Source organism: Serratia sp. LACPHL-BACT-2024-00286 (assembly GCF_043109535.1).
Lineage (GTDB): Bacteria > Pseudomonadota > Gammaproteobacteria > Enterobacterales > Enterobacteriaceae > Serratia > Serratia sarumanii.
Window position 1 is genome coordinate 224,949 of the sequence record NZ_JBICNA010000005.1, and the last position, 25,903, is coordinate 250,851.

The 25,903-nt window shown below is 58.2% G+C and carries 21 protein-coding genes; 6 read left to right on the forward strand and 15 right to left on the reverse strand.

The window, feature by feature from the left end:
* Position 1: 1 nt before the first annotated feature.
* The gene (elyC, locus tag ACF8MC_RS16755) at positions 2-775 is read left to right on the forward strand and encodes an envelope biogenesis factor ElyC (RefSeq protein ID WP_033646606.1); all 774 of its coding nucleotides are present in this window, start codon (positions 2-4) and stop codon (positions 773-775) included.
* 7 nt (positions 776-782) lie between these two features.
* Here elyC and ACF8MC_RS16760 read toward each other — a convergent pair whose 3' ends face one another.
* The 6 genes from ACF8MC_RS16760 to ACF8MC_RS16785 form a co-directional block, all read right to left on the reverse strand.
* Positions 783-1,679 (reverse strand): YcbJ family phosphotransferase, encoded by an 897-nt coding sequence (locus ACF8MC_RS16760; RefSeq protein ID WP_033654240.1) that lies wholly within the window; start codon positions 1,677-1,679, stop codon positions 783-785.
* Positions 1,680-1,829: 150 nt separating this feature from the next.
* On the reverse strand, positions 1,830-2,579 hold the full coding sequence (kdsB, locus tag ACF8MC_RS16765; RefSeq protein WP_004928235.1) for a 3-deoxy-manno-octulosonate cytidylyltransferase: 750 nt from the start codon (positions 2,577-2,579) through the stop codon (positions 1,830-1,832).
* Positions 2,576-2,758, reverse strand: coding sequence for a Trm112 family protein (locus ACF8MC_RS16770; protein ID WP_164104758.1), 183 nt, complete (start codon positions 2,756-2,758; stop codon positions 2,576-2,578). The genes kdsB and ACF8MC_RS16770 overlap by 4 nt, the downstream gene beginning before the upstream one ends.
* Before the next feature lie 296 nt (positions 2,759-3,054).
* Positions 3,055-4,281, reverse strand: a complete 1,227-nt coding sequence (locus ACF8MC_RS16775; protein ID WP_033646612.1) for a winged helix-turn-helix domain-containing protein — start codon at positions 4,279-4,281, stop codon at positions 3,055-3,057.
* A 113-nt stretch (positions 4,282-4,394) separates the two neighbouring features.
* The gene (locus ACF8MC_RS16780) at positions 4,395-4,616 is read right to left on the reverse strand and encodes a cold-shock protein (protein ID WP_004928241.1); all 222 of its coding nucleotides are present in this window, start codon (positions 4,614-4,616) and stop codon (positions 4,395-4,397) included.
* Positions 4,617-4,837: 221 nt separating this feature from the next.
* Positions 4,838-5,047: a cold shock domain-containing protein gene (locus ACF8MC_RS16785; protein WP_019454537.1), complete on the reverse strand. Its 210-nt coding sequence runs from the start codon at positions 5,045-5,047 to the stop codon at positions 4,838-4,840.
* Positions 5,048-5,572: 525 nt separating this feature from the next.
* Between ACF8MC_RS16785 and ACF8MC_RS16790 the strand changes: the two genes are divergently transcribed.
* A complete protein-coding gene (locus ACF8MC_RS16790) occupies positions 5,573-6,979 on the forward strand; it encodes a VOC family protein (protein WP_033637856.1) in 1,407 nt (468 codons plus the stop codon).
* 2 nt (positions 6,980-6,981) lie between these two features.
* On the opposite strand, the gene lpxK is transcribed toward ACF8MC_RS16790, so the two are convergent.
* The 9 genes from lpxK to ansB all read right to left on the reverse strand — a co-directional run bounded on the left by lpxK (position 6,982) and on the right by ansB (position 19,283).
* Positions 6,982-7,962 (reverse strand): tetraacyldisaccharide 4'-kinase, encoded by a 981-nt coding sequence (lpxK, locus tag ACF8MC_RS16795; protein ID WP_033637855.1) that lies wholly within the window; start codon positions 7,960-7,962, stop codon positions 6,982-6,984.
* Positions 7,962-9,710 carry a lipid A ABC transporter ATP-binding protein/permease MsbA gene (msbA, locus tag ACF8MC_RS16800; protein WP_021504329.1) on the reverse strand — a complete coding sequence of 583 codons (1,749 nt, stop codon included), beginning with the start codon at positions 9,708-9,710 and terminating at the stop codon, positions 7,962-7,964. Before msbA ends, lpxK begins: the two co-directional genes overlap by 1 nt.
* A gap of 35 nt (positions 9,711-9,745) precedes the next feature.
* Entirely contained in the window at positions 9,746-12,016 is a 2,271-nt protein-coding gene (locus ACF8MC_RS16805; RefSeq protein WP_080434103.1) for a ComEC family protein, read from the reverse strand.
* A 276-nt stretch (positions 12,017-12,292) separates the two neighbouring features.
* Positions 12,293-12,577, reverse strand: a complete 285-nt coding sequence (gene ihfB / locus ACF8MC_RS16810) for an integration host factor subunit beta (RefSeq protein WP_004928264.1) — start codon at positions 12,575-12,577, stop codon at positions 12,293-12,295.
* 62 nt (positions 12,578-12,639) lie between these two features.
* Positions 12,640-14,313, reverse strand: coding sequence for a 30S ribosomal protein S1 (gene rpsA / locus ACF8MC_RS16815; protein WP_004928267.1), 1,674 nt, complete (start codon positions 14,311-14,313; stop codon positions 12,640-12,642).
* 184 nt (positions 14,314-14,497) lie between these two features.
* Positions 14,498-15,187 (reverse strand): (d)CMP kinase, encoded by a 690-nt coding sequence (gene cmk, locus ACF8MC_RS16820; RefSeq protein WP_164104757.1) that lies wholly within the window; start codon positions 15,185-15,187, stop codon positions 14,498-14,500.
* Positions 15,188-15,448: 261 nt separating this feature from the next.
* A complete protein-coding gene (gene aroA, locus ACF8MC_RS16825; RefSeq protein ID WP_164104756.1) occupies positions 15,449-16,735 on the reverse strand; it encodes a 3-phosphoshikimate 1-carboxyvinyltransferase in 1,287 nt (428 codons plus the stop codon).
* 113 nt (positions 16,736-16,848) lie between these two features.
* On the reverse strand, positions 16,849-17,934 hold the full coding sequence (gene serC, locus ACF8MC_RS16830) for a 3-phosphoserine/phosphohydroxythreonine transaminase (RefSeq protein ID WP_164104755.1): 1,086 nt from the start codon (positions 17,932-17,934) through the stop codon (positions 16,849-16,851).
* A 302-nt stretch (positions 17,935-18,236) separates the two neighbouring features.
* Positions 18,237-19,283 carry an L-asparaginase 2 gene (ansB, locus tag ACF8MC_RS16835; RefSeq protein WP_164104754.1) on the reverse strand — a complete coding sequence of 349 codons (1,047 nt, stop codon included), beginning with the start codon at positions 19,281-19,283 and terminating at the stop codon, positions 18,237-18,239.
* A gap of 148 nt (positions 19,284-19,431) precedes the next feature.
* Here ansB and ycaO point away from each other — a divergent pair, with 148 nt between their 5' ends.
* From ycaO to pflA, 4 genes are all read left to right on the forward strand, one after another.
* Positions 19,432-21,195, forward strand: a complete 1,764-nt coding sequence (gene ycaO / locus ACF8MC_RS16840) for a 30S ribosomal protein S12 methylthiotransferase accessory factor YcaO (RefSeq protein ID WP_164104753.1) — start codon at positions 19,432-19,434, stop codon at positions 21,193-21,195.
* A 460-nt stretch (positions 21,196-21,655) separates the two neighbouring features.
* Entirely contained in the window at positions 21,656-22,516 is an 861-nt protein-coding gene (gene focA, locus ACF8MC_RS16845; RefSeq protein ID WP_019454548.1) for a formate transporter FocA, read from the forward strand.
* Positions 22,517-22,570: 54 nt separating this feature from the next.
* The gene (pflB, locus tag ACF8MC_RS16850; RefSeq protein ID WP_004928286.1) at positions 22,571-24,853 is read left to right on the forward strand and encodes a formate C-acetyltransferase; all 2,283 of its coding nucleotides are present in this window, start codon (positions 22,571-22,573) and stop codon (positions 24,851-24,853) included.
* A gap of 279 nt (positions 24,854-25,132) precedes the next feature.
* Positions 25,133-25,873: a pyruvate formate lyase 1-activating protein gene (gene pflA, locus ACF8MC_RS16855; protein ID WP_033637850.1), complete on the forward strand. Its 741-nt coding sequence runs from the start codon at positions 25,133-25,135 to the stop codon at positions 25,871-25,873.
* Positions 25,874-25,903: the final 30 nt, after the last annotated feature.

Below are 25,903 nucleotides of genomic sequence, written 5' to 3' on the forward strand. Positions count from 1 at the left end.
GATGCTGTTCAACCTGAAAAAGTTCTTTGGCGCCATGCTGATGCCGCTGCCGCTGTTGATGCTGCTGATGGGGCTGGCGCTGCTGCTGCTGTGGTTCACCCGCTGGCAAAAAAGCGGTAAGACGATTTTCACGCTGAGCTGGCTGTTTTTACTGCTTTTCAGCCTGCAACCGGTGGCCGACCGGCTGCTGCGGCCGATCGAAGCCGAATACCAGACTTATCGCGGCAACGATCCGGTCAGCTACATCGTGGTATTGGGCGGGGGCTATACCTACAATCCCGATTGGGCGCCCAGCTCGAACCTGCTCGGCAACAGTCTGCCGCGCGTGACGGAAGGCGTGCGGCTTTATCTTGCGCATCCCGGTGCCAGGATGGTGTTTACCGGCGCGTCCGCCGGACGCATGCAAAGCAACGCCGCCACTGCGGCGCTGGTGGCCGAAAGCCTGGGCGTGCCGCGCAGTGATATGGTGATCCTGGGGGAACCGCGCGATACCGAGCAAGAGGCCGCTCAGGTCGCCAAGTTGGTCGGCGAGCAACCCTTCATTCTGGTCACCTCCGCCAACCATCTGCCGCGCGCCATGCGTTTCTTCAAGGCCAAGGGCCTGCACCCGATCCCGGCGCCGGCCAACCAGTTGGCGATCGACTCGCCGCTGAATATCTGGGATCGCGCCACGCCGTCGTCAATGTTCCTCGGCCATACCGAGCGCGCCTGGTATGAAACGCTGGGCAGCCTGTGGCAATGGCTGAAAGGCGCGGACCGCGCCGGCGCCGAGTAAGGCCCGTTCAACCGGCCAGCCAGGGCAGCAGCTGTTGCGACGCATAGTCGAACGGCCGCCGCTCCAGCTTGCCGGTATGGATCAAACGCCCCACCGCTTCCCACACCACGTACAGCCAGCGCCGCGCCAGAAAAGCGTCGGCGACCGGCGCGCGCCGCAGATAGCTGAACAGCAGTTGGCTGGGCATACCCGCCTCGCACAGGCGGAAAAGATCGTATTCGCGTGGCGCCCACAGCACCACGCCGGGATTGAGCATCGCCAGCAGTTGATCGCTTTTGGGATCTTTCAGCATGCTGCGCAGCGACAGGTTGCCGTGCACCAGAACGCAAGGATCGTCGAAGCCGACGAAAAAATGGGTCAGCGCTTCGCGCGTGCGGTACAGCAAACGGCGATCCGCCATGGTCAGCTGCGGGGTGGTGAGATTGACCACCGTCGCCCACAGCACTTCGACCCGCTGTTGATACCAGCAAAACCAGTCGTTCTCCTGCGTGCTGTCAACGCTGCCGACGCTGCCGTGGCTGTCGATGCGGTGCCAGGCCAATATCCCGTCAACGATCTGCTCCATCAGCATATTCCAGCGATCCGGCGAACGCGTCGGCGCTTCAGCCGACACGCCGCGCAGGCGCTCGATCAGCAGGATTTCCTTGTACGGCGCCTGGTGGGTACACACCACGCCGTACACCGTAGGCAGGCGAATATCCCCGTCGCGCGCCAGCATTGACAGCTTGTACGCCTCCTGCTGGGCGATACCCTGACAGATAAAGCTTTTCGCCATCAGCGGAATCGCGTTGCCCTGCCGATCGTACAGCGAATACATATGCGCATAAGGCTGCTCGCTCACCCGCTCCAGCCGGCTGATGGACTCACCCAGCACAATGCTCAGTTCGGCGCGTAACTGCTCCATAAGGCATTCACCTCAGGCCAATAGGGGGGATGCGTAACATCATCGAACGGTGAGCGGAAAAATTCTTCAACGCAGATCAACAAAACGGGGATCAATAATGGAGGGTATTACATCGTCGGCGCGTTGCGCGCCGCGCCGACGAACTCAGGCTCAAGGTTGAATGCTGTCGCGCACGCGCTGGAGATCTTCCGGCGTATCGACTCCCACGCTCGGGATCGCTTTCGCGACCGCCACGTGGATTTTTTCACCGTACCACAGCACCCGCAGCTGTTCCAACAGCTCGATCTGCTCCAGTTGGCTCGGCGCCCAGCTGACGTAGCGGCGCACGAAGCCGGCGCGATAGGCGTAGATGCCGATATGACGCAGCAGGCTGTCGCCGATGCTCTCTTTCGACGCGGCGAAACGCTCGCGATCCCACGGAATGGTGGCGCGTGAAAAATAGAGCGCGTAGCCCTGCGCATCCATCACGACCTTCACCGCGTTGGGGTTGAAAGCCTCTTCGGCGCTCTCGATCGGCACCGCCAGCGTCGCCATGCCGGCCTGGCTGCCCGCCAGATTCTCAGCCACCTGACGCACGATCACCGGCGGGATCAGCGGTTCGTCGCCCTGCACGTTAACGATGATCTGATCGTCGGCAAAGCCGTAGTGCGCGATCACTTCCGCCAGACGCTCGGTGCCGGAATGGTGATCCGGGCTGGTCATGCACACTTCGCCGCCGGCGGCTTCCACCGCTTTGGCAACTTCAGGGTGATCGGTCGCCACGATGACGCGGCTGGCGCCGGACTCGCGGGCGCGCTCCATCACGTGCACCACCATCGGCTTGCCGTGAATATCGGCCAGCGGTTTGCCCGGCAAACGGGTTGAGGCGTAGCGGGCGGGAATAATAGCGATAAAACTCATGCGTGCTTCTCATCCAGCGGCAGCGCACGCGCTTCATTTTCCAACAGCACCGGAATGCCGTCGCGCAGCGGGTAAGCCAACCCGTCCGCTTTGCACACCAGTTCCTGGTTTTCTTTATTGAAATAGAGTTTGCCGTTGCATACCGGGCAGGCAACGATTTCGAGTAAACGGTGGTCCATGCATCCTCCGCTAGGGGATTGGTCATCTGGGAAAGGCAGTGAGGATAGCATAACGCCCGGCCTCAGGTTAATCACCGGCGGCGCCAACCCACCGATATTTCCTCAGCGCGCCGGCGCAACAGCTTGAACTGCGGCGCATCCCGGCGTAGAATTTTGTGATACAAATCACAAAAAGGCCGTGATACGTGATCAAACGTCTGCATAAAATCATCGCTCTGTTCGCTAACTTCAGCCACTGAGCCCCTTTGTAACGAGCGGCGCTGAACTTCGTTTTACCCCACCGACGGCGTCGCTCGTTATCCCACTTCCCAGCCGGCACCCCATTCAGCGGCCAACGCCGCCGGAATGTCGCCCAGCGCGACGCGTTGCGCGCCGTGCCATTTGGCCATACGCGCGATGGCCTGCCGAATATCCTGAGCCCGCCGTTTGCCGAAGCGCACCCGCGGCTCCGCATGAAAGCTGATGATCTCGAACACCCCCTGGCGGCGGTGCGCCTTGGCGTCAATGCGCCCCACCAGTTCACCCCGATGCAGCACCGGCAAGGTGAAGTAGCCATAGCGGCGTTTTTCTTTCGGCGTATAGCACTCCAGCCGATAGTCAAAGTTGAACAGCTCGAGCGCCCGGCGACGATCCCAAACCACCGGATCAAACGGCGACAGCAGGCTGGTGACCGTCGATTTCAGCTTGCCCTGTTCCGCCAGCGGCAGCAGTTCCGTCAGTGAGCCATGCACATAGAACTGCCCTTCCAGCCCCTCTACCCGCACCGGCGAAATCTCCCCCTGATCCTGCAGCTCTGCCAGCAAAGTTTTTGGCGCCACGCGTTTCAGCCGATAGTAATCCGCCAACCATTCGGCGCGGAAAATGCCCAGATAGCGGCAGGTGCGATGCAACATTTGCCGGCGCGCCCGCTCCGCAGGCAGCGCATGACGCGCATCGTCCCAGGCCGGCAGCAGCCTTTCGGTCAGATCGTAAACCCGGTGGAAGTTGCGACGCTCGGCCACCATCAGCTTGCCGGCGGTAAACAGGATCTCCAGATGCCGTTTCTCCGGTTTCCAGTCCCACCATCCGCTGTTGCCTTTCTTCTCGGCGCTGAAATCGGCGGAGCGCACCGGCCCCTGTTGTTCGATGTGCCGCAGCAGGTTGTCCATCGCCGCCTGGTGCTGCTGCACCCAGTCGGCGGAATATTTCCAGCCCATATCATGCGGCGCCAGCATGCGATGCCGCAGCAGACCAAAATCCTCGATCGGCAGGAAACAGGCTTCGTGCGCCCAATACTCGAACAGCTTGCGGCCGGCGAGCGCCTGCTCCAGCCATTCCGGTTGATAGGCCCCCAAACGGCTGAACAGCACCAGATACGGGCTGCGGGCGACGACGCTAATGGTATCGATTTGTAACAGCCCCATGCGCTGGATCGCGTTCACGACGTCGTCGGGCCGAGCCTGGCGTTTAAGCGGAGAAAGCAGCCCCTGGGCGGCAAGGTGCAGCGCGCGAGCGGCGGTAAGGGAAATTATCGGGGTGGTCATCCTGATATCCGTGGCAAGTAGGCAATGGCCTGATAATAGTGGATATCGAGGGATTTATCTTCGCCAGTGCATGCGGGTGGCGACACCGGCACTGGCGAGGAAGGTGGATGCGATCAGAACGCGATAACGTCTGCCGCGGACAGCCCATGTGAGCTGCGATAGATCGAGAACTCGACGTTCTGACCTTCGTTCAACGACTTATTTTTGGTGTTGGCGATAGCGTTGCGATTGACATAGATTTCGTCGCTGCCATCTACCGGTGAAATAAAACCATAGCCTTCGGCCTGATTAAACCATTTCACGCGGCCCATTTTTAACACAGTATTTTTAAACATAACTTATATCCTTTTACTTGAGCATCCTTGACAACGTCATTTTTTATATTGTCTGGACGCTACCAGCCCATCCTAAAGTTTTTCGTAACAAACCTCTCGTGAGCAAAAAATAAAAAACCCGCACTAAGGCGGGCTTGTTGAACTTAATATCTTCCGCATGACTCAGCGCTGACGCATCACCATGGTTGTATTAAGATCTCTTATACGCGTTCCCTGTATTCTTACAGAGCAACTACGTTGGCGGCAGCCGGCCCGCGCGGGCTGTCCTGGATGGTGTACTCGACGCGCTGGCCTTCAGCCAGGGTCTTGAAACCGTCGGTCATGATTGCGGAGAAGTGTACGAATACATCTTTGCCGCCGTCGTTCTGCTCAATGAAACCAAAACCTTTGCTTTCGTTGAACCACTTAACCTGACCAGTCTTCTTAGACATTACATTTACCTTTAAATATATTTACAAAACCTGCCATAAGAGGCAATTGGGGCCGTTTCAGAAACATTACTTATGGGAGGTACTTAGAAGGTTCGTCTTTGAAGCGGAATCGGATGATAACGTTTTTGGAGGAACTGCTTAACTCTAAACTCGAACATAAATAGGTCTGGATTACAGGCCGACTTGCATTTACTCATAAAACTGGTGAATGCACAAGAGGTTTATTGTCTTAAATTCATAAATAAGCCGAATTTATTTTTATCTCCCTGAATATGCATGACTTAATTTAATGGTCGCCGCGGCCGAACCACCGCGTCTCTCCGCTCGCCAGGGCATCTTTTGCCCGTCTGTGCGCTGCAAATGAGAGCTGACGCATAAAACTCTAATATGCTTGCCACGTCTATAACAAATCCCAAACCAGATAGCTAAACTTGAGGGGAAAACAAGGCAGACGGCTTTTTCGCCAGCACTTTTGCCGCTAAAAACACGATTTTTCAGATTATGCTGAATCAAGGAGCTATGCGCATGACCGCCCAGCAGTTCGTTTCACCTAATGAAATCCGCGCCAGATTCTCTCACGCGATGTCGGACATGTATCAAAAGGAGGTGCCGCTGTACGGCGATCTGCTGGAGCTGGTGGCGGAAACCAACCGACAGGTTCTGCGCGAAGATGCCGCACTGGCTCATCAACTGCAAATTACCGGCGAGATAGAACGCCTGGCGATGGAGCGCCACGGCGCCATCCGGGTCGGCACCGCGGACGAGCTGGCCACCCTGCGCCGCCTGTTCCGGGTGATGGGCATGGCACCGGTCGGTTACTATGACCTGTCGGTGGCGGGCGTTCCGGTGCACTCCACCGCTTTTCGCGCCGTACACGAAGACGCGCTGCAGATCAGCCCTTTCCGCGTGTTCACCTCCCTGCTGCGCCTGGAACTGATAGAAGATCCCGCGCTGCGTGCACTGGCCGAGCGCTTGCTGGCGCGCCGCCGCATCTTTACCGATCGCGCGCTGGAGCTGATCGCGCTGCAGGAAGCGCAAGGCGGGCTGAATGAAGTGCAGGCGCAAGAATTTGTCGAACAAGCGCTGGAAACCTTCCGCTGGCACAACCAGGCGACGGTCAGCGCCGAAGAATACCGGCAGCTGCACGATCAGCATCGCCTGATCGCCGACGTGGTGGCGTTTAAAGGACCGCATATCAACCATCTGACACCGCGCACGCTGGATATCGATCGCGTTCAGCAGGCGATGCCCGGCCGCGGCATTACGCCCAAGGCGGTCATCGAGGGCCCACCGCGCCGCCGTCGCGCGATCCTGCTGCGCCAAACCAGCTTCAAGGCGTTGGAAGAACGCGTCGATTTCGTTGAGCATGACGGCCGTGCCGTCGCCGGCCACCATACCGCGCGCTTCGGCGAGATCGAACAGCGCGGTGTGGCGCTGACGACGAAAGGACGAGAACTCTACGACCGTCTGCTGCAGGCCACCAACGATGCGCTGCAGGGGCCGCCGAGCGAGAAGAATGCCGAGCGCTACTATCAACTGCTGGAGGAAAACTTCCGGGCGTTTCCGGATGATTACGCCACGCTGCGCGAGCAACAGCTGGCCTGGTTCCGCTATTTCCCGACCGAATGCGGCCTGGCGGCCAAAGAGTCGCTGGATAAGCACAGCACTCTGGAGCAACTGATCGAGAAAGAACACGTTCGCTTCCAGCCGCTGGTGTATGAAGATTTTCTGCCGGTCAGCGCCGCGGGGATTTTCCAGTCGAATCTGGGGGACAGCCGCCACGCGCAGTACAACGCCGCTTCCAGCCGGGCAGCGTTTGAACAAGCGTTGGGCAGTGAGGTGATCGACGAGCTGGCGCTGTATCAGCAAACCCAGCAGCGTTCGCTGGAAGCCTGCGCGCAAGCCCTGGGGCTTGCCACGCTGACATCCTGAGGTTACTTGGTCAGCAGAGATTCGATATCCTGCAGCAGTTGCTCAGCCTGAGCGGACGGTAGCACCGCATCAACCGGCAAATACCACCAATTGGGCTGGGCAAAGGCGCGACATTTCACCGCGTCCTTCTCCGTCATCAACAGCGTTTGATCGGCAGCAACCAGCGCCGCCAGCTGCGCCTGCTGATATTCCTGATGATCGGCAAACGCCACTTCCTGCACCACCTCGACGTTCAGTTTTTCCAACGTCGCGAAGAAACGCGGCGGATGGCCGATGCCCGCCATCGCTACCACGCGCGGCAGCTCGGCCGCCGGGCGACGTTCACCGCTCAGCAGGTTCACCGCATCACGCGCCTGCAGACGCATGGCAATTTCCCCGGCCTGCGCCACACCGCCATTGGCGACGCGCGCATTGACACTGCCAAGCCGCGCAGCACGCTCGCGCATCGGCCCGGCCGGCAACCACCAGCCGTTGCCGAAGCGACGCACGCCGTCGATGACCACCAGCTCGAAGTCACGCTGTAAAGCATAGTGCTGCAAGCCATCGTCGGTGACGATCGCATCCAGCGGCTGTTGTTGCAGCAAGGCCTGCACCGCCTCTGCTCGCTTGGGCGCGATCGCCACGGGCGCACCGGTCCGCTGATAAATCAGCACCGGCTCATCGCCCGCCTCGCGGGTCGAGGTATTCTGATTGAGCACCAGGGGATAGACCGCCGACTTACCGCCGTAACCGCGTGACACCACACCAACGCGATAGCCCCGCTGCTGCAGGTGTTCCACCAGCCAGATCACCATCGGCGTTTTGCCGTTGCCACCGGCGGTGAGGTTACCCACCACCACCACCGGCACCGGCGAACGCCAGCTTTTGCGCAGGCCACAGCGGTAGCTGAGGCGGATCAGCCAGCTGAACAGGCCATACAGCCAGGAGAGCGGCAACAGCGCCAGATAAAGCAGCGAACCGCCGGACCAAATGCGCTCAATCATTATTGACCAAACTGCATGCGGTGCAGTTGCGCATAGGCACCCTGCCGTTCAAGCAACTCGGCGTGTTCGCCGCGTTCGACGATGCGACCGTCCTCCACCACCAGGATCTCGTCCGCCTTCTCAATCGTCGACAGACGGTGTGCGATCACCAGCGAAGTACGGTCTTTCTGCAGCTCGTCCAGTGCGGCCTGAATGGCACGCTCGGATTCGGTATCCAGCGCAGAAGTCGCCTCATCCAGGATCAGGATCGGGCAATCGCGCAGCAAAGCACGCGCGATGGCGATGCGCTGACGTTGGCCGCCGGACAGCATCACGCCGTTTTCACCGATCACCGTATCCAGGCCGTTTTCCATCTTGTTGATGAAGTCCATCGCGTACGCCATTTCGGCCGCTTTCTCAATCTGCTCGCGGCTGTATTCGCTCTCGCGCGCATAGGCGATGTTGTTGGCGATGGTGTCGTTGAACAGATGCACGTTTTGCGAGACCAGCGCCACCTGATTACGCAGTGAGGCCAGGGTATATTCACGCAGATCGTGGCCATCCATCAGGATTTCGCCTTCCTGAATATCGTAGAAGCGCGTCAGCAGGTTGGCGATGGTGGATTTACCCGAACCCGAGCGGCCCACCAACGCCACAGTCTTGCCTTCGGCGATTTTCAGGTTGATATCACGCAGCGCCGGCGTTTCTTTAGCCGGATAGTAGAAGGTGACGTTGCGGAATTCGATGTCGCCTTTCGCGCGCTTCACTTCGCGGGTGCCGGTGTCTTTTTCCTGTTCCATATCCAAGATGGAGAACAGCGTCTGGCAGGCCGCCATCCCACGCTGGAACTGGGCATTGACGTTGGTCAGCGATTTCAGCGGGCGCATCAGCGCGATCATTGACGAGAACACCACGGTAATGGTGCCGGCGGTCAGGGTTTCCATCACGCTTGGGAAGCTGGCGGCAAACAGCACGAACGCCAGGGCCAGCGAAGCGATCAGCTGAATGATCGGATCGGAAATGGAAGACGCGGAGACCAGTTTCATGCCCTGTTGACGCATGCGGTTGCTCACCGAGTTAAAGCGCTCGGTTTCCACCTGCTGGCCACCGAAGATCAGCACTTCTTTATGGCCTTTCAGCATCTGTTCGGCGCTGGTGGTCACCTGCCCCATGGTGTTCTGCATGTTCTTGCTGATGTTGCGAAAACGCTTGGACACCAGGCGAATGGCGATGGAAACGATCGGCGCCAGCACGATCAGGATCACCGACAGCTGCCAGCTGTAGTAGAACATCATGATGAACAGGCCAATGATCGAGGCCCCTTCGCGCACCACGGTCACCAGCGCGCTGGAAGAAGAAGACGCCACCTGCTCGGAATCATAGGTAATGCGCGACAGCAACGTCCCGGTGGATTGCTGATCGAAGAAGGCCACCGGCATTCTCATCATGTGGCCAAACAGGCGGCGGCGCATCTGCATCACCACCATGCCGGAAACCCAGGAAATGCAGTAGCTTGAAACAAAGCTGGTCACGCCGCGCATCAGCATCAGCGCAATCACCGCCAGCGGCATCCACACCAGCACGCTGCTGTCGGTTTTTCCAAACCCATCGTCCAATAACGGTTTAAGCAGAGACAGCATCAGCGTGTCCCCCGCTGCGTTCATAATCAACGCAATGGCGGCCACAATCAGCCCGGTCTTAAAAGGAGTGATCATCGGCCAGAGTCGACGGAACGTCTGCCAGGTCGAGAGATCTTTATCATTCATCATGCAAATACCAGCATCGGAAGAAATAGCGGCCTATTTTACTCATTATCGCCCTCTACGCCAAACCGCTGATGGTACCAACGGGGCATTAATTGTTCGCGAAAGCCTTTAATTTGCCAATCGTTGTCGAAAAAAAGCACCGACAACTGGCCGGAGCGCGTCGTATCGTGCCATGTAATGCCATTTGCCCGATATCGGGCGACCACTTTACGCGCCGGCAAACGCCATTTACCGTAACGAGATGCGGACGCCAGCGCAGCTTCGGGATTAACCGCGCGCAAAAAAGGCGGTGTTGAGGAAGTTTTGCTGCCATGGTGCCCCACCTGCAATACCGTGGCCGTTAAGCGGTCGCGCCGCAATCGGAGCAGCTGCGCCTCCGCCCTCTTTTCCGCATCGCCGGTGAGCAGCAGACTGTATTTCCCGTCGTCGATACGGATCACGCAAGAGTCGTCATTAACCGGCCTTTTGAGCATTTTCGGCGGCCACAGCACCTCGAATTGCAACGACTGCCAGCGCCAACGCTCGCCGGCGATGCAGGGTAAATGCCCTTCCCCGCGTATCGGGCTGCGCACGGTAGCTTGCGGGAACGCTCGCCGCATCGTCGGGAGCCCACCGATATGATCGAGATGAATATGGCTGATAATGATCTGCTCCAGCTCGATGCCCCGCCAGTTCAGCATCGGCAATATATGCCGTTCTGCGGCACTGCCTGTCGCCCAACGATCGCCGGTGTCGTACAGTATCCCCTTGCCGTTTTGCTCGATCACCACCGCCAGGCCGTGCCCGACATCGAGCATGTCGACGCGCCAATGGTAATCCGGTGCTTTACCTCGCCATAACACGCAGCATATGGCTATCGCTGCCAGTCCAGGCGCATAGCGCCACCACCAATGAAAGCGCCAACAGATAACGAGAAGCCATCCCGACGCGCTGGCAAGCAACGAGGCGGCCCCCAAATCCACCCAACCGCGCTGCAGATAATTTAACGGCACAAACACCCATCCCAACGTGAAATCCGCCAACCACCAAAGCCCGTAACTTAGCGAGGGGAAGATGCCGCAAATCAACGCCAGCAAAATCAACGGCACCGTCACCAATGAGACGATGGGCACCGCCCAGAGATTGGCCGGCAGCGAGGTCAACGTCAGGCCCAGAAACAGCGCGGCCTGCATCGGCACCAGCAGCAACGTCATGCCTAGCTGAATATGCAGCCAGCGCACCGGAGCCCAATACCACGCCGAACGAAATCGCTCGCCGAGCGGTGCCCACTCGAACCAAAAAATCAGGCACCCCACCGCCAGTACCGACAACCAGAAACTGTCTGACAAGACCGCCAACGGATCGCACAGCAAAATAAGCCCGATGCACCACAGCCACACTTGCCATGAAGAACAATGCACGCCGCGCAAACGCAGCAGCATCCACAGCGTCATCGCCAACGCGGTACGCACCGCCGGCGGCTGGGCGCCCACCAACCAAACATAGATCAGCGTCGCCCCCCAGCCCGCGATCAACGGAAAACGATAACCAATCAGATGGGCGGGGAGGAAAAACTGCAGAGCGCGCAGCACTGCCCAGAACAAAATGGCGACCATCGCAACATGTAACCCCGATATGGCCATCAGATGAGCGATACCGGTTTTCAACATCAGCGTGCGCAAAGCCTGTTCGAGCGCGGTTCTTTCCCCAAACGCCAACGCCAGCAACACCGCCTTGTAACGCAATTCACCAATGTTGGCTTCAGCATGGCTGATAATGCGCTGGCGCAGGCCGCAATTCCCCTCCAGCAAGCGCGCCTGCCTGACCTGAGCGGTCAACGGCTGGCGCTGTGCGATCGCCCAACGTTGGCTGTCGAAGCCTCCTTCATTGAGCTTGCCATGCACCGGCCGCATGCGCAGTTTCAATTGCCAACGCTGCCCGGCACACAGCCGTTGCTCTTTCGGAGCCCATGTCGTGGTAAACGCCAGCGCAGGCGCCAGCCAATGGCCGTCGACCCGCTCGATGCGCATCAGGGTCTGCTTACTGACGGCAGGCTGCAGTGCGACGCTGCTTATCTGCACCACCGCCGTCACTTCCGGCACGCGGCTTAAGCGATCCATTTGCCCGAGCAGGCTTCCGGCGTTGAAAACTGCCCATATGAATCCCAATCCCAGGCAGGCCAAATAACGGCAGAACGGCCAACGGGTGCGCAGCAGTAAACCGGCGACCAGCAGCATCGGCCACAGCAACCATTGCTCTGGCAACTGCGGTAAAAGCAGCAGCGGCAGGATGCCGCAGATAACGGCGAATATCGCCAGATCCAGCGAAATTTTGATCGCTCTTCTCCCATCGGCTTCACCATGAGCAAAAACGCGTCACGAAGAGCAAGCAGAATTATTCAAGCGACATGTCGCCGCCAGCGGGCTTTAGTGAGGATGCGGCGAGCACGGCAGGATAAGAGAGGCATATGCAGCAGCCACACCGCAAATGCGGCGCGGTACGCAATTCACAAGCAGAGCTAGGGGAATTGCAGGCGAAAAAAAACGGCGCCTTAAAGGCACCGTTTTATATTCTTTACAAGCAACAACGCTATGGGCAGTCAGCGACTAGCCATAGATATTGGCGCGGTCACGCAACTCTTTGCCTGGTTTGAAGTGAGGAACGTACTTGCCGTCCAGCTCGACTTTGTCGCCGGTTTTCGGGTTGCGGCCTACACGCGGGGCACGGTAGTGAAGAGAAAAACTGCCGAATCCGCGGATCTCAATGCGTTCGCCCTCGGCCAGCGTTGCGGCCATGTGCTCAAGCATCTCTTTCACTGCATCCTCAACGGCCTTCGCCGGAATATGAGATTGCTGGCCAGCAAGTCTTTCAATAAGTTCAGACTTGGTCATAGTACCTCCAAGCTTTGCAGCTAAACTACCGTATCGGGGCGGTCAGAGACCGCCCCCCGTCATTACTCGCCTTTAGCCGCTTTGAAAGCTTCAGCCATTGCGTTAGAGAAGTTGCCTTCTTCCTGTTTGTTGTTAACAGTTGCGATGGCGTCTTTCTCGTCAGCTTCGTCCTTAGCACGTACGGACAGGCTTACAACGCGGTTCTTACGGTCAACGCCGGTGAATTTGGCTTCAACTTCGTCACCTACGTTCAGAACCAGAGTTGCATCTTCAATGCGGTCGCGAGAGGCTTCAGATGCACGCAGGTAACCTTCTACGCCGCCTGCCAATTCAACTGTAGCACCTTTGGCGTCAACTGCAGTGACTTTACCAGTAACAATAGCACCTTTCTTGTTCATAGACAGGTAGTTATTGAACGGGTCTTCAGCCAGCTGCTTCACGCCCAGGGAGATACGCTCGCGCTCTGCGTCAACTTGCAGAACAACCGCAGCGATTTCGTCGCCTTTCTTGTATTCACGTACTGCTTCTTCGCCTGCAACGTTCCAGGAGATGTCAGACAGGTGAACCAGGCCGTCGATGCCGCCGTCCAGGCCGATGAAGATACCGAAGTCAGTGATAGACTTGATTTTACCTTCAACGCGGTCGCCCTTGTTGTGGGTTTCTGCGAACTGCTGCCATGGGTTGGATTTGCACTGCTTCAGGCCCAGGGAGATACGACGACGTTCTTCATCGATGTCCAGAACCATCACTTCCACTACGTCGCCCACGTTAACAACTTTGGACGGATGGATGTTTTTGTTGGTCCAATCCATTTCAGAAACGTGTACCAGACCTTCAACGCCTTCTTCGATTTCTACGAAGCAGCCGTAATCAGTCAGGTTGGTTACACGACCAGTCAGCTTGGTGCCTTCTGGGTAACGTTTCGCGATAGCAACCCATGGATCTTCGCCCAGCTGTTTCAGGCCCAGGGATACACGAGTACGCTCGCGGTCGAACTTCAGCACTTTAACAGTGATTTCATCGCCAACATTGACGATTTCGCTTGGGTGCTTAACGCGTTTCCAAGCCATGTCAGTGATGTGCAGCAGGCCGTCTACGCCGCCCAGATCAACGAATGCACCGTAGTCAGTGAGGTTCTTAACGATACCTTTAACTTCCATGCCTTCCTGCAGGTTTTCCAGCAGTTGATCGCGCTCAGCGCTGTTCTCGGATTCGATAACCGCACGGCGAGAAACGACAACGTTGTTGCGCTTCTGATCCAGCTTGATGACTTTGAACTCAAGCTCTTTGCCTTCCAGGTGCAGAGTGTCACGTACCGGACGCACGTCAACCAGGGAACCTGGCAGGAACGCGCGGATGCCGTTCAGCTCGACGGTGAAGCCACCCTTCACTTTGCCGTTGATAACACCGGTTACAGTCTCAGCTTCTTCGTAGGCTTTTTCCAGCGTGATCCAAGCTTCGTGACGCTTAGCTTTCTCACGGGACAGCAGGGTTTCACCGAAGCCGTCTTCAACAGCATCCAGAGCAACGTCAACTTCGTCACCAACCTGGATTTCCAGCTCGCCCTGGGCGTTTTTGAATTGCTCAGCCGGGATGGCAGACTCAGATTTCAGACCGGCGTCAACCAGTACGATATCTTTGTCGATAGCAACAACGACGCCACGAACGATGGAACCCGGGCGGGTTTCGATTTCTTTTAAGGATTCTTCAAAGAGTTGAGCGAAAGATTCAGTCATGTTGTTAATCTTCAGGGTTCTTTAGTTTAACGTCCATTTAGCGTCCCGCCGAATGGGGTTGTTTCACATACCCCGCCATTGGCTCCATGCCGACAGGGTTTAAGGTTACAGGGGTAAAATTTTACCCGATATATTGCGATACCGCTATGACAAATATGACAAAAAGCCAATAGCGCCGCCGCGCTTATTGCTGCGGCAACGCCAACACTTTCTGTGCATACGTCAACGCCTGCCGGATCACTTCTTCGATCGACATGCTGGTAGAATCCAGCACGAGGGCGTCAGAAGCGGGCACCAGAGGCGCGATAGGCCGATTACGGTCACGGTCGTCCCGTTCCTTTATCTCGGCTAAAAGACGTTCAAAGTTAACATTAAAGCCCTTCTCCTGCAACTGCAGCATGCGGCGGTGCGCGCGCTCCTCCGAGCTGGCGTCGAGGAAAATCTTGACCGGCGCGTCCGGGAACACCACCGTGCCCATGTCGCGGCCATCGGCAATCAGGCCGGGCGCCTCGCGGAATGCGCGCTGGCGGCGCAGCAGCGCCTCGCGCACGCGCGGAAACGCCGCCGCTTGCGACGCGGTGTTGCCGACGGTTTCGGTGCGGATCTCATTGCTGACGTCCTCACCTTCCAAAATCACCTGCAGCTTGCCGTCCAGGGCAACGAAGCGAACATCGAGATGTGCGGCCAGCGGAACCAGCGCTTCCTCAGAAGTGATATCCACCTGATGATGCAACGCCGCCAGCGCCAGCACGCGATAGATCGCGCCGGAGTCCAGCAAACGCCAACCAAGGGACTCGGCCAACGCTTTACACAGCGTGCCTTTGCCTGCGCCACTTGGTCCATCAACGGTTATCACCGGGGCTGTAGCCGTCATTTCTCTCTCTCCTTCAGGTAGAAAACCTCACAGAGGCACGGCGAGCTTCGACTCGAAGCCCGTGCGCCCTGTCACCTGCCCAATCAGGGGCAAATACGGTGGCGTATTATACGCTGCCCTACGGCGATCTGTTACCCTGGAACTGTCCGGTTGTTGAAAATAAGCGCACAACCGAGAAAAAGTATAGAAGAAACACCGGTCGCCAAAGGTTAAAAACGATAAAGGCCCACAAAGGGGCCTTAAAATAAACGATTTGACGGGTTACGCCGGCTGGCTGATGCGCGCCAGCTGTTCGAAATAGTCCGGGAAGGTTTTCGCGGTGCATTTCGGATCGAGAATGGTGACCGGAGTATCCGACAGCGCCACCAGCGAGAAACACATCGCCATGCGGTGATCGTTGTAGGTGCCGATCTCGGCAAACTGCAGTTTGGCCGGCGGCACAACGTGAATATAGTCTTCGCCTTCGTCCACTTCAGCCCCCACTTTACGCAGCTCAGTCGCCATCGCCGTCAGACGGTCGGTCTCCTTCACCCGCCAGTTGTAGATATTGCGAATGGTGGTCGGCCCCTCGGCGAACAGCGCCGCAGTGGCGATGGTCATCGCAGCGTCCGGAATGTGGTTCATGTCCATGTCGATGCCGCGCAGTTCACCGCGGCTGCACTCGATGAAATCATCGCCCCAGGTAATGCGCGCGCCCATTTTCTCCAGCACGTCGGCAAACTTGGTGTCGCCCTGCACGCTTTTGCGGCCGATACCGGTCACGCGCACGGTGCCGCCTTTGATCGCCGCCGCCGCCAGGAAGTAGGAGGCGGAAGAGGCGTCACCCTCAACCAGGTAATCGCCCGGCGCGATATACGTCTGGCGCCCCTGGATATGGAACACCCGGTAGTTGTCGTGGCTCACCGATACGCCGAAGGTGCGCATCAGATGCAGCGTGATGTCGATGTACGGCTTGGAAACCAGCTCGCCCTTGATGTGGATCTGCGTATCCTGCGGCGCCAGCGGCGCGGTCATCAGCAACGCGGTCAGGAATTGGCTGGAGACGCTGCCGTCAACGGTGACGTCGCCGCCCTGGAAGCCGCCGCGCAGGCGAATCGGCGGGTAATCGGTCTGCTCGAGGTAATCAATCTGCGCCCCGCCCTGGCGCAACGCGTCCACCAGATGGCCGATCGGGCGCTCTTTCATGCGCGGTTCGCCGGTCAACACCACGTCGCCTTCGCCGAGGCACAGCGCCGCCGCCAATGGGCGCATCGCCGTACCGGCGTTGCCGAGGAACAGTTCCAGCGGCCGATCGGCCACCAGCGGCCCGGCCACGCCGGTCACCTCGCATACGGTGCGATCGGCGGAAAGCTGATAGTTCACGCCCAACGCCTGCAGCGCGTTCAGCATATGACGCACGTCGTCGCTGTCCAGCAGGTTGGTCAGCCGGGTCGTGCCTTTCGCCAGCGCCGCCAGCAGCAGAGCGCGGTTAGAAACGCTCTTGGAGCCGGGTAAGTTGACGGTGCCATTGACCAGGGCGACCGGATGTAACGTCAGGGAATCCACCATGTGAACAAAACTCTCCAATTCTGATAAACGAAACGGCTCCGGGATAATGCCGGAGCCGCTTTAATGCAAAAGGACAACAGCCTGAGCAGCCCGCGCCTGGCGGGCTGACGGAATCAACCGTGACGACGTTCGAAGTCTGCCATGAAGTCGGTCAGCGCCTGCACGCCGGCCAGCGGCATGGCATTGTAAATAGAAGCGCGCATGCCGCCAACTACCCGGTGGCCTTTCAGCGCCTGCAGGCCGATGGCTTCGGCTTCACTGAGGAACACCTTGTCCAGCGCCGCATCGGCCAGCTGGAACGGCACGTTCATCCAGGAACGGTTGGCGATCGCCACCTGGCTGCGGTAGAAGTCGGATTTATCGATAGTCTCATACAACAACTCGGCCTTGGCCTGATTGCGTTTCTGCATTTCCACCAGGCCGCCCTGCTCTTTCAGCCATTTGAACACCAGCCCGGACAAGTACCAGGCGAAGGTCGGCGGGGTGTTGAACATCGAGTCGTTCTCGGCCAGCACGGTGTAGTCGAGGATCGACGGCACTTCTTTGCGCGCCTTACCCAGCAGATCGTCACGTACGATCACGAGCGTCAGGCCAGCCGGGCCGATATTTTTCTGCGCGCCGGCGTAAATCACGCCGAAACGGCTGACATCGAGCGGGCGGGACAGAATGGTCGAGGAGTAATCGCCGATCACCACTTTGTCGCCGAAGTCCGGCGTTTCATCGATGGCCACGCCGTCGATGGTCTCATTCGGGCAATAGTGGACATAAGCCGCGTCGTCGCTGAGCTGCCACGCTTTCATCGGCTTGATGCCGCTCAGGCCGTCGATACGGGTTTTCACGTCGATGACGTTCGGGGCGCAATACTTTTCCGCTTCCTTGATGGCGCTGTGCGCCCAATAGCCGCCGTCGATATAGTCGGCAGTGGCCTTGTCGCCCAGCAGGTTTAGCGGCAGCGCGGCGAACTGCGCGCGGGCGCCACCGTGGCAAAACAGCACTTTATAGTTGGAGGGGACTTTCAGCAGATCGCGCAGATCCTGTTCCGCCTGCTCGGCAACGGCGATGAATTCTTTGCTGCGGTGACTGATCTCCATCACTGACGTGCCCAGCCCGTGCCAGTTGCACAGTTCCTGTTCCGCACGACGCAACACTTCCACCGGCAGCATCGCCGGGCCAGAGCTAAAATTATAAACCTGAGTCATTTCCCCTCACCACATTCACTGTTCGCCGCAGAAAAGCGACCTGTCGAAAAGACGCCCGAAGTTAACGCTCGCGTTAACCAACCCATCGGTTTTATCACTCACGCCCCATGGCTGCAACGCTTATTCACCCGTCGGCGGCAAACGGCCGCGCCGGGTGATGACAGGCTCTGCGGCCGTCGCGATTGTTTGGACGATAAAACCCTGCGACATGGGGAAATTCAGCGGGTTAACGCGGTGTTTTATGCTGTATTCAGCCAAGATGGCTACGGGAGCCCGGTCGGCCCCCGCAGGGAAGAAAACGATCAGTACTGATTGAACATCTGCTGGATCTGCTTCGCGTCTTTGGTTTTCGTCAGCGCCAGCTGCAGCAGTATGCGCGCTTTTTGCGGATTCAGCGTGCCGGCGGCCACAAAGCCGTACTTGGCGTCGTCCACTTCCGCATCTTCGGTGGTGGCGCCGGTCGGCACGCGGGATGAACGCACCACCGCCACACCGTGCTGCGCCGCCGTCGCCAGGGTGTCGAACACGGTTTTATACAGATTGCCGTTGCCGACCCCGGCGCTGACGATGCCCTGATAGCCTTCGGCGATCAGCGCCTTGGCCGGCGCATCGGAGGCGTTGGCATAGTTGTAGACGATGCCGACCTTCGGCAGTTCGTTCAGCTTGCTGACGTCGAACGGCGTATCCCGGGTATGCTTACGCTGCGGCGAGCGCTGGTAATCGATCTTGCCGTTGTGGATATATCCCAGCGGGCCGTAGTTTGGCGACTGGAAGGTCTGCACGGCGGTGGTGTTGGTCTTGGTGACGTCGCGCGCATCCAGCACGGTGTCGTTCATCGCCACCAGCACCCCGCGGTTGGCCGATTGCCGATCCGCCGCCGTCACCACCGCATTATACAGGTTGAACGGACCATCGGCGCTCATCGCCGTCGCCGGTCGCATCGCCCCCACCAGCACCACCGGCTTGTCGCACTTCACCGTCAGATCGAGGAAGTAGGCCGTCTCTTCCAGCGTATCGGTGCCGTGGGTGATGACGAAGCCGTCGGTCTTGCCGCAGTCGGCGTCAATTTTCTTCGCCAACGTCAGCCAGACCCGATCGTTCATGTCCTGCGAACCGATGTTCACCACCTGCTCCCCCTGCACGTTGGCGATGTTTTTCAGCGCCGGCACCGCATCGACCAACGCCTCGACGCCCAGCTTGCCCGCCGTATAGTTGGATTTCGTCGCCGAATCGCCGCCGCCGGCGATGGTGCCGCCGGTCGCCAGCAGAGTGATGTTGGGCAGCGCCAGCGCCGAGGCGCTGAAGCCGGTCAACAGGAGGGTTAACGCGCTGAGTTTCACTGATTTCATTAGATTTCTCCGTGACAGATAACTCGCTGAATTATGGCCTTTATCCTTAAAAAAACTGTGACTTTGCCGCCGCTTTAGGAATACGTGGAGCTCCAGCGTAAAACCCCGTATCATTGCGCGTTTTTAGTACGCGCAAAAAGTGAAGACAATGACGCAAACTTTTATCCCCGGTAAAGACGCCGCCCTGGAAGACTCCATCGCCCGTTTCCAGCAGAAACTGAGCGATCTCGGTTTCAACATCGAAGAAGCCTCCTGGCTGAACCCGGTGCCGCACGTGTGGTCAGTGCACATTCGCGATCGCGATTGCCCGCTGTGCTTCACCAACGGCAAAGGCGCCAGCAAAAAAGCCGCGCTGGCCTCCGCGCTGGGTGAATATTTCGAGCGCCTGTCCACCAACTACTTCTTCGCCGATTTCTATCTGGGCAAGCAGATTGCCGAAGGCGATTTCGTGCACTACCCGAATGAGAAATGGTTCCCGATCCCTGAAGACGACGCGCTGCCGGCCGGCATCCTCGACGAACGCCTGCACGCCTTCTACGATCCGCAGCAAGAGCTGAGCGCCAGCGATCTTGTCGATCTGCAATCCGGCAACTCCGATCGCGGCGTGTGTGCGCTGCCGTTTACCCGTCAGTCCGATCAGCAAACCGTGTACATCCCGATGAACATCATCGGCAACCTGTATGTTTCCAACGGCATGTCTGCCGGCAACACCGCCAACGAAGCGCGCGTGCAGGGCCTGTCGGAAGTGTTCGAGCGCTATGTGAAAAACCGCATCATCGCCGAATCCATCAGCCTGCCGGCGATCCCGGACGACGTGCTGAACCGTTACCCGGGCGTGGTGGAAGCCATCGCCAAGCTGGAAGAGGAAGGTTTCCCGATCCTCTCCTATGACGCCTCGCTGGGCGGCAACTACCCGGTCATTTGCGTGGTGCTGTTCAACCCGACCAACGGCACCTGCTTCGCTTCGTTCGGCGCGCACCCGGACTTCGGCGTGGCACTGGAGCGCACGGTAACCGAACTGCTGCAGGGCCGCAGCCTGAAAGATCTCGACGTGTTCACCGCACCGACCTTCGATGACGAAGAAGTGGCGGAACACACCAACCTGGAAACGCACTTCATCGACTCCAGCGGCCTGATCTCCTGGGATCTGTTCAAACAGGACGCCGATTACCCGTTCGTTGACTGGAACTTCAGCGGCAGCACGCAGGAAGAGTTCGCCACCCTGATGAGCATCTTCGACAAAGAAGACGCGGAAGTGTACATCGCCGACTACGAGCACCTGGGCGTCTACGCTTGCCGCATCATCGTGCCGGGCATGTCCGATATCTACCCGGCGGAAGACCTGCTGCTGGCCAACAACAGCATGGGCGCGCACCTGCGCGATACGCTGCTGGCGTTGCCGGGCAGCGAGTGGGAGCCGGAAGAATACCTGGCGCTGATCGAGCAGTTGGACGACGAAGGGCTGGACGATTTCACCCGCGTACGCGAACTGCTGGGCATTGCCAGCGGCAAGGACAACGCCTGGTATACCCTGCGCGTGGGCGAGCTGAAGTCGATGCTGGCGCTGGCGGGCGGCGATCTGGATCAGGCGCTGATTTGGACCGAGTGGACGCAGGACTTCAACGCCTCGGTGCTGAGCCCGGCGCGCAGCAACTACTACCGTTGCCTGCAAACGCTGTTGCTGCTGGCGCAGGAGCCTGAGCGCGAAGCGGCGCAATACTATACCGCGTTCGTGAAAATGTACGGCCAGGAAGCGGTCAACGCCGCCTCCGCCGCCATCAGCGGTGAAGAGCGCTTCAACGGGCTGTTCGCCGTCGATGCCGATCTGAAGGCGTTGCCGGCCCATCAGGCACTGCTGGCGGCCTACGAGAAGCTGCAGGCGGCCAAGCGCCGTCACTGGGCCAAGGCCTAATCGCCATTGGGGGTACAGCCACTTTTGGGGTACCCTCCCCGGTCAAACGCCGCACTCCGCTGCGGCGTTTTCATTTTGCGGTTTATTTCAACGCATTCTGTTTTATTTTCCCGCAGGAAAATAGGCGGTTAAACGAGCATAAGAATAAATAAACCGGCGATTGTTGCCGGACGGTGAAATAATAATTAACCGATAATTAAACTTTCAGCGCCTCGCGGCGACAAAACGCCTAAAAATTTAACTTTACCCTACGCCGTCCACCTGGTGAATTCAAAAAATTTTGCAAACATTAAAAAATTGTTTTTCATTAAAAATCAATAAATTAACCATAAAAACCACACAAAAAACACGTCATTTCGCCGCTCTACTTCCCCGCCTTATGATCCAAATCAAATTTTCCCCTATACTGCTTTGCTAGTATCTCATTGCGTTGTTTTAACCCTTAAGAGCGAGAGTTAGTTTGAAAACTGACAGCCCCTTCGATCTGATTTTACCTGCGGCCACGGCGAAAATCGCTGAAGATGCCGGCGTGTATAAAGCCACCAAACATCCGCTGAAAACGTTTTATTTGGCGATCACCGCCGGTGTCTTCATTTCCATCGCCTTCGTCTTCTACATCACGGCGACCACCGGCACCGCCGGCGTGCCTTTCGGTCTGGCGAAACTGGTCGGCGGCATCTGTTTCTCTCTCGGGTTAATGCTGGTGGTGGTGTCGGGCGCCGACCTGTTCACCTCTACCGTGCTTATCGTCATCGCCAAGGCCAGCGGCCGCATCAGCTGGGGCCAACTGGGCGCCAACTGGCTGAACGTTTATCTCGGCAACCTGGTCGGCGCGCTGTTCTTCGTGGCGCTGATCTGGTTCTCCGGCGAGTATATGGTCGCCAACGGCCAGTGGGGCCTGAATGTTCTGCAAACCGCGGACCACAAGCTGCATCACACCTTTATCGAAGCCGTCTGCCTCGGCATTCTGGCTAACCTGATGGTCTGCCTGGCGGTCTGGATGAGCTACTCCGGCCGTACCCTGACCGACAAGATGCTCGCCATGGTGCTGCCGGTCGGTATGTTTGTCGCCAGCGGCTTCGAACACAGCATCGCCAACATGTTTATGATCCCTATGGGCATCGTGGTCAAACACTTCGCCACGCCGGAATTCTGGCAAGCCGTAGGGGCGGTACCTGAGCAATTCGCTCATCTGACAGTAAGCAACTTCATCATCGACAACCTGATTCCGGTCACCATCGGCAACATCATCGGCGGCGGTCTGCTGGTTGGGTTGACTTACTGGGTAATTTATCTGCGCGGGGGCCGCGAACAGCACTAAGCTGTGAGTTACCGCGCGCAGAGTTAGAAATCCACAATCAAAGGTAGGTGTACAATGACCGAACTTAACGAGAAATTAGCCAACGCTTGGGAAGGTTTCAGCAAGGGTGACTGGCAGAATGAAGTCAACGTTCGTGACTTCATCCAGAAAAACTACACGCCTTATGAAGGTGACGAATCCTTCCTGGCTGGCGCAACTCAAGCCACCACCACCTTGTGGGACAAGGTTATGGAAGGGATCAAACTGGAAAACCGCACTCATGCGCCGGTTGATTTCGACACCAACGTTGCTTCAACCATCGTTTCTCACGACGCGGGTTACATCGCCAAAGAGCTGGAAACCATCGTGGGTCTGCAGACCGACGCCCCTCTGAAACGCGCGCTGATCCCGTTCGGCGGCATCAAAATGGTCGAAGGTTCGTGCAAAGTGTACGGCCGCGAACTGGATCCGCAGCTGAAAAAAGTGTTCACCGAATACCGTAAAACCCACAACCAGGGCGTATTCGACGTTTACACCAAAGACATCCTGAACTGCCGTAAATCCGGCGTGCTGACCGGTCTGCCAGACGCTTACGGCCGTGGCCGCATCATCGGCGACTACCGCCGCGTGGCGCTGTACGGCATCGACTTCCTGATGGCCGACAAGCTGAACCAGTTCAAATCGCTGCAGGAAAAACTGGAAAACGGCGAAGACCTGGAAATGACCATCCAGCTGCGCGAAGAGATCGCTGAACAGCATCGCGCTCTGGCTCAGATCAAAGAGATGGCCGCCAAATACGGTTACGACATCTCCGGCCCGGCCACCAGCGCCCAAGAAGCGGTGCAGTGGACCTACTTCGGCTACCTGGCCGCGGTGAAATCCCAGAACGGCGCCGCCATGTCCTTCGGCCGCGTGTCCACCTTCCTCGACGTGTTCATCGAGCGCGACATCAAGGCGGGCAAACTGACCGAAGAACAAGCGCAGGAACTGATCGACCACCTGGTGATGAAACTGCGTATGGTGCGCTTCCTGCGTACCCCTGAGTACGATGAGCTGTTCTCCGGCGACCCAATCTGGGCAACGGAATCCCTGGCCGGTATGGGCGTCGACGGCCGTACTCTGGTCACCAAAAACAGCTTCCGCTTCCTGAACACCCTGTACACCATGGGGCCGTCTCCGGAGCCGAACATGACCATCCTGTGGTCTGAGAAGCTGCCGCTGAACTTCAAAAAATTCGCGGCGAAAGTGTCCATCGACACCTCTTCCGTTCAGTACGAAAACGACGACCTGATGCGCCCTGACTTCAACAACGATGACTACGCCATCGCTTGCTGCGTCAGCCCGATGATCGTCGGCAAACAAATGCAGTTCTTCGGCGCCCGCGCCAACCTGGCGAAAACCATGCTGTACGCCATCAACGGCGGCGTTGACGAAAAACTGAAAATGCAGGTCGGCCCTAAAGAAGCGCCGATGATGGACGAAGTGCTGGACTATGACAAAGTCATGGCGCGCATGGACCACTTTATGGATTGGCTGGCCAAGCAGTACGTGACCGCGCTGAACATCATTCACTACATGCACGACAAGTACAGCTACGAAGCTGCGCTGATGGCGCTGCATGACCGTGACGTTTATCGCACCATGGCTTGCGGCATCGCCGGCCTGTCCGTTGCAGCCGACTCCCTGTCTGCCATCAAGTACGCGAAAGTCACCACCATTCGCGACGAAGACGGCCTGGCCATCGACTTCAAAGTGGAAGGCGAGTACCCGCAGTTCGGTAACAACGACGCCCGCGTCGATGACATCGCCTGCGACCTGGTGGAACGTTTCATGAAGAAAATTCAGAAACTGCGCACCTACCGCAATGCGGTACCGACCCAGTCCGTACTGACCATCACCTCCAACGTGGTGTACGGTAAGAAAACCGGTAACACCCCGGATGGCCGCCGCGCAGGCGCACCGTTCGGCCCTGGTGCCAACCCGATGCACGGCCGCGACCAGAAAGGTGCAGTCGCCTCCCTGACCTCGGTAGCCAAACTGCCGTTTGCCTACGCGAAAGACGGGATCTCCTACACCTTCTCCATCGTGCCTAACGCGCTGGGTAAAGACGACGACGTGCGTAAAGCCAACCTGGCGGGCCTGATGGATGGTTACTTCCACCATGAAGCCTCCATCGAAGGCGGCCAGCACCTGAACGTCAACGTGATGAACCGCGAAATGCTGCTGGACGCGATGGAAAACCCTGAGAAATACCCTCAGCTGACCATCCGCGTTTCCGGTTACGCCGTGCGCTTCAACTCGCTGACCAAAGAGCAACAGCAGGACGTGATTACTCGTACCTTCACTCAAACGATGTAATACGCCGGCCGGGCGGGAAACCGCCCGGCACCAACGCAGGGGCCGGTTTTGCCGGCCCTTTTCTCCCACCGCTCTCCCCTGACTCTGTACGAGTCTGTTTTGCCGGACATCTATACTGAATGGATAGCCGGCAAAACAGTTATCCGGCAACTGACCGGCCGACAGGCATCATTACCCCGGTGGCGGTTCCACCCGCTGCTGCATCGCAGATACCTGGCCGGCGGCCACGCGCCTATTTTTAGACTGCGTTTGACAGTCAATATTGGAGAAAACCCCGCAATGTCAGCAATTGGTCGCATCCACTCCTTCGAATCCTGCGGCACCGTCGATGGGCCCGGGATCCGCTTTATCGTCTTCTTCCAGGGCTGCCTGATGCGCTGCCTCTATTGCCATAACCGCGACACCTGGGACACCCACGGCGGCAAGGAAGTGACCGTCGAAGAGCTGATGAAAGACGCGGTGGCCTACCGCCACTTCATGAACGCCTCCGGCGGCGGCGTGACCGCGTCCGGCGGCGAGGCGATCCTGCAGGCTGAATTCGTCCGCGACTGGTTCCGCGCCTGCCACGCCGAAGGCATCAATACCTGCCTGGACACCAATGGTTTTGTGCGCCGCTACGATCCGGTGATCGACGAGCTGCTGGACACCACCGATCTGGTGATGCTGGATCTGAAACAGATGAACGACGAGATCCACCAGAACCTGGTCGGCGTCTCCAATCACCGCACGCTGGAATTCGCCCGCTACCTGGCGAAACGCAACCAGCGCACCTGGATCCGCTACGTGGTGGTGCCGGGCTGGTCAGACGACGATAAGTCGGCGCACCTGCTGGGCGAGTTCACCAAAGACATGACCAACATCGAGAAAATCGAGCTGCTGCCCTACCACGAACTGGGCAAGCACAAATGGATAGCGATGGGGGAAGAGTACAAGCTGGACGGCGTGCACCCGCCGAAAGCCGAGACCATGGATCGCGTCAAAGGCATCCTGGAAAGCTACGGCCACAAAGTGATTTACTGATTGGCGCGGCGCCAAAGAAAAACCGGCTCA

Coding starts and splice junctions, on each gene's coding strand:
- elyC (WP_033646606.1), top strand. CDS start 2: ATGCTGTTCAACCTGAAAAAGTTCTTTGGCGCCATGCTGATGCCGCTG.
- ACF8MC_RS16760 (WP_033654240.1), bottom strand. CDS start 1,679: ATGGAGCAGTTACGCGCCGAACTGAGCATTGTGCTGGGTGAGTCCATC.
- kdsB (WP_004928235.1), bottom strand. CDS start 2,579: ATGAGTTTTATCGCTATTATTCCCGCCCGCTACGCCTCAACCCGTTTG.
- ACF8MC_RS16770 (WP_164104758.1), bottom strand. CDS start 2,758: ATGGACCACCGTTTACTCGAAATCGTTGCCTGCCCGGTATGCAACGGC.
- ACF8MC_RS16775 (WP_033646612.1), bottom strand. CDS start 4,281: ATGACCACCCCGATAATTTCCCTTACCGCCGCTCGCGCGCTGCACCTT.
- ACF8MC_RS16780 (WP_004928241.1), bottom strand. CDS start 4,616: ATGTTTAAAAATACTGTGTTAAAAATGGGCCGCGTGAAATGGTTTAAT.
- ACF8MC_RS16785 (WP_019454537.1), bottom strand. CDS start 5,047: ATGTCTAAGAAGACTGGTCAGGTTAAGTGGTTCAACGAAAGCAAAGGT.
- ACF8MC_RS16790 (WP_033637856.1), top strand. CDS start 5,573: ATGACCGCCCAGCAGTTCGTTTCACCTAATGAAATCCGCGCCAGATTC.
- lpxK (WP_033637855.1), bottom strand. CDS start 7,962: ATGATTGAGCGCATTTGGTCCGGCGGTTCGCTGCTTTATCTGGCGCTG.
- msbA (WP_021504329.1), bottom strand. CDS start 9,710: ATGATGAATGATAAAGATCTCTCGACCTGGCAGACGTTCCGTCGACTC.
- ihfB (WP_004928264.1), bottom strand. CDS start 12,577: ATGACCAAGTCTGAACTTATTGAAAGACTTGCTGGCCAGCAATCTCAT.
- rpsA (WP_004928267.1), bottom strand. CDS start 14,313: ATGACTGAATCTTTCGCTCAACTCTTTGAAGAATCCTTAAAAGAAATC.
- cmk (WP_164104757.1), bottom strand. CDS start 15,187: ATGACGGCTACAGCCCCGGTGATAACCGTTGATGGACCAAGTGGCGCA.
- aroA (WP_164104756.1), bottom strand. CDS start 16,735: ATGGTGGATTCCCTGACGTTACATCCGGTCGCCCTGGTCAATGGCACC.
- serC (WP_164104755.1), bottom strand. CDS start 17,934: ATGACTCAGGTTTATAATTTTAGCTCTGGCCCGGCGATGCTGCCGGTG.
- ansB (WP_164104754.1), bottom strand. CDS start 19,283: ATGAAATCAGTGAAACTCAGCGCGTTAACCCTCCTGTTGACCGGCTTC.
- ycaO (WP_164104753.1), top strand. CDS start 19,432: ATGACGCAAACTTTTATCCCCGGTAAAGACGCCGCCCTGGAAGACTCC.
- pflB (WP_004928286.1), top strand. CDS start 22,571: ATGACCGAACTTAACGAGAAATTAGCCAACGCTTGGGAAGGTTTCAGC.
- pflA (WP_033637850.1), top strand. CDS start 25,133: ATGTCAGCAATTGGTCGCATCCACTCCTTCGAATCCTGCGGCACCGTC.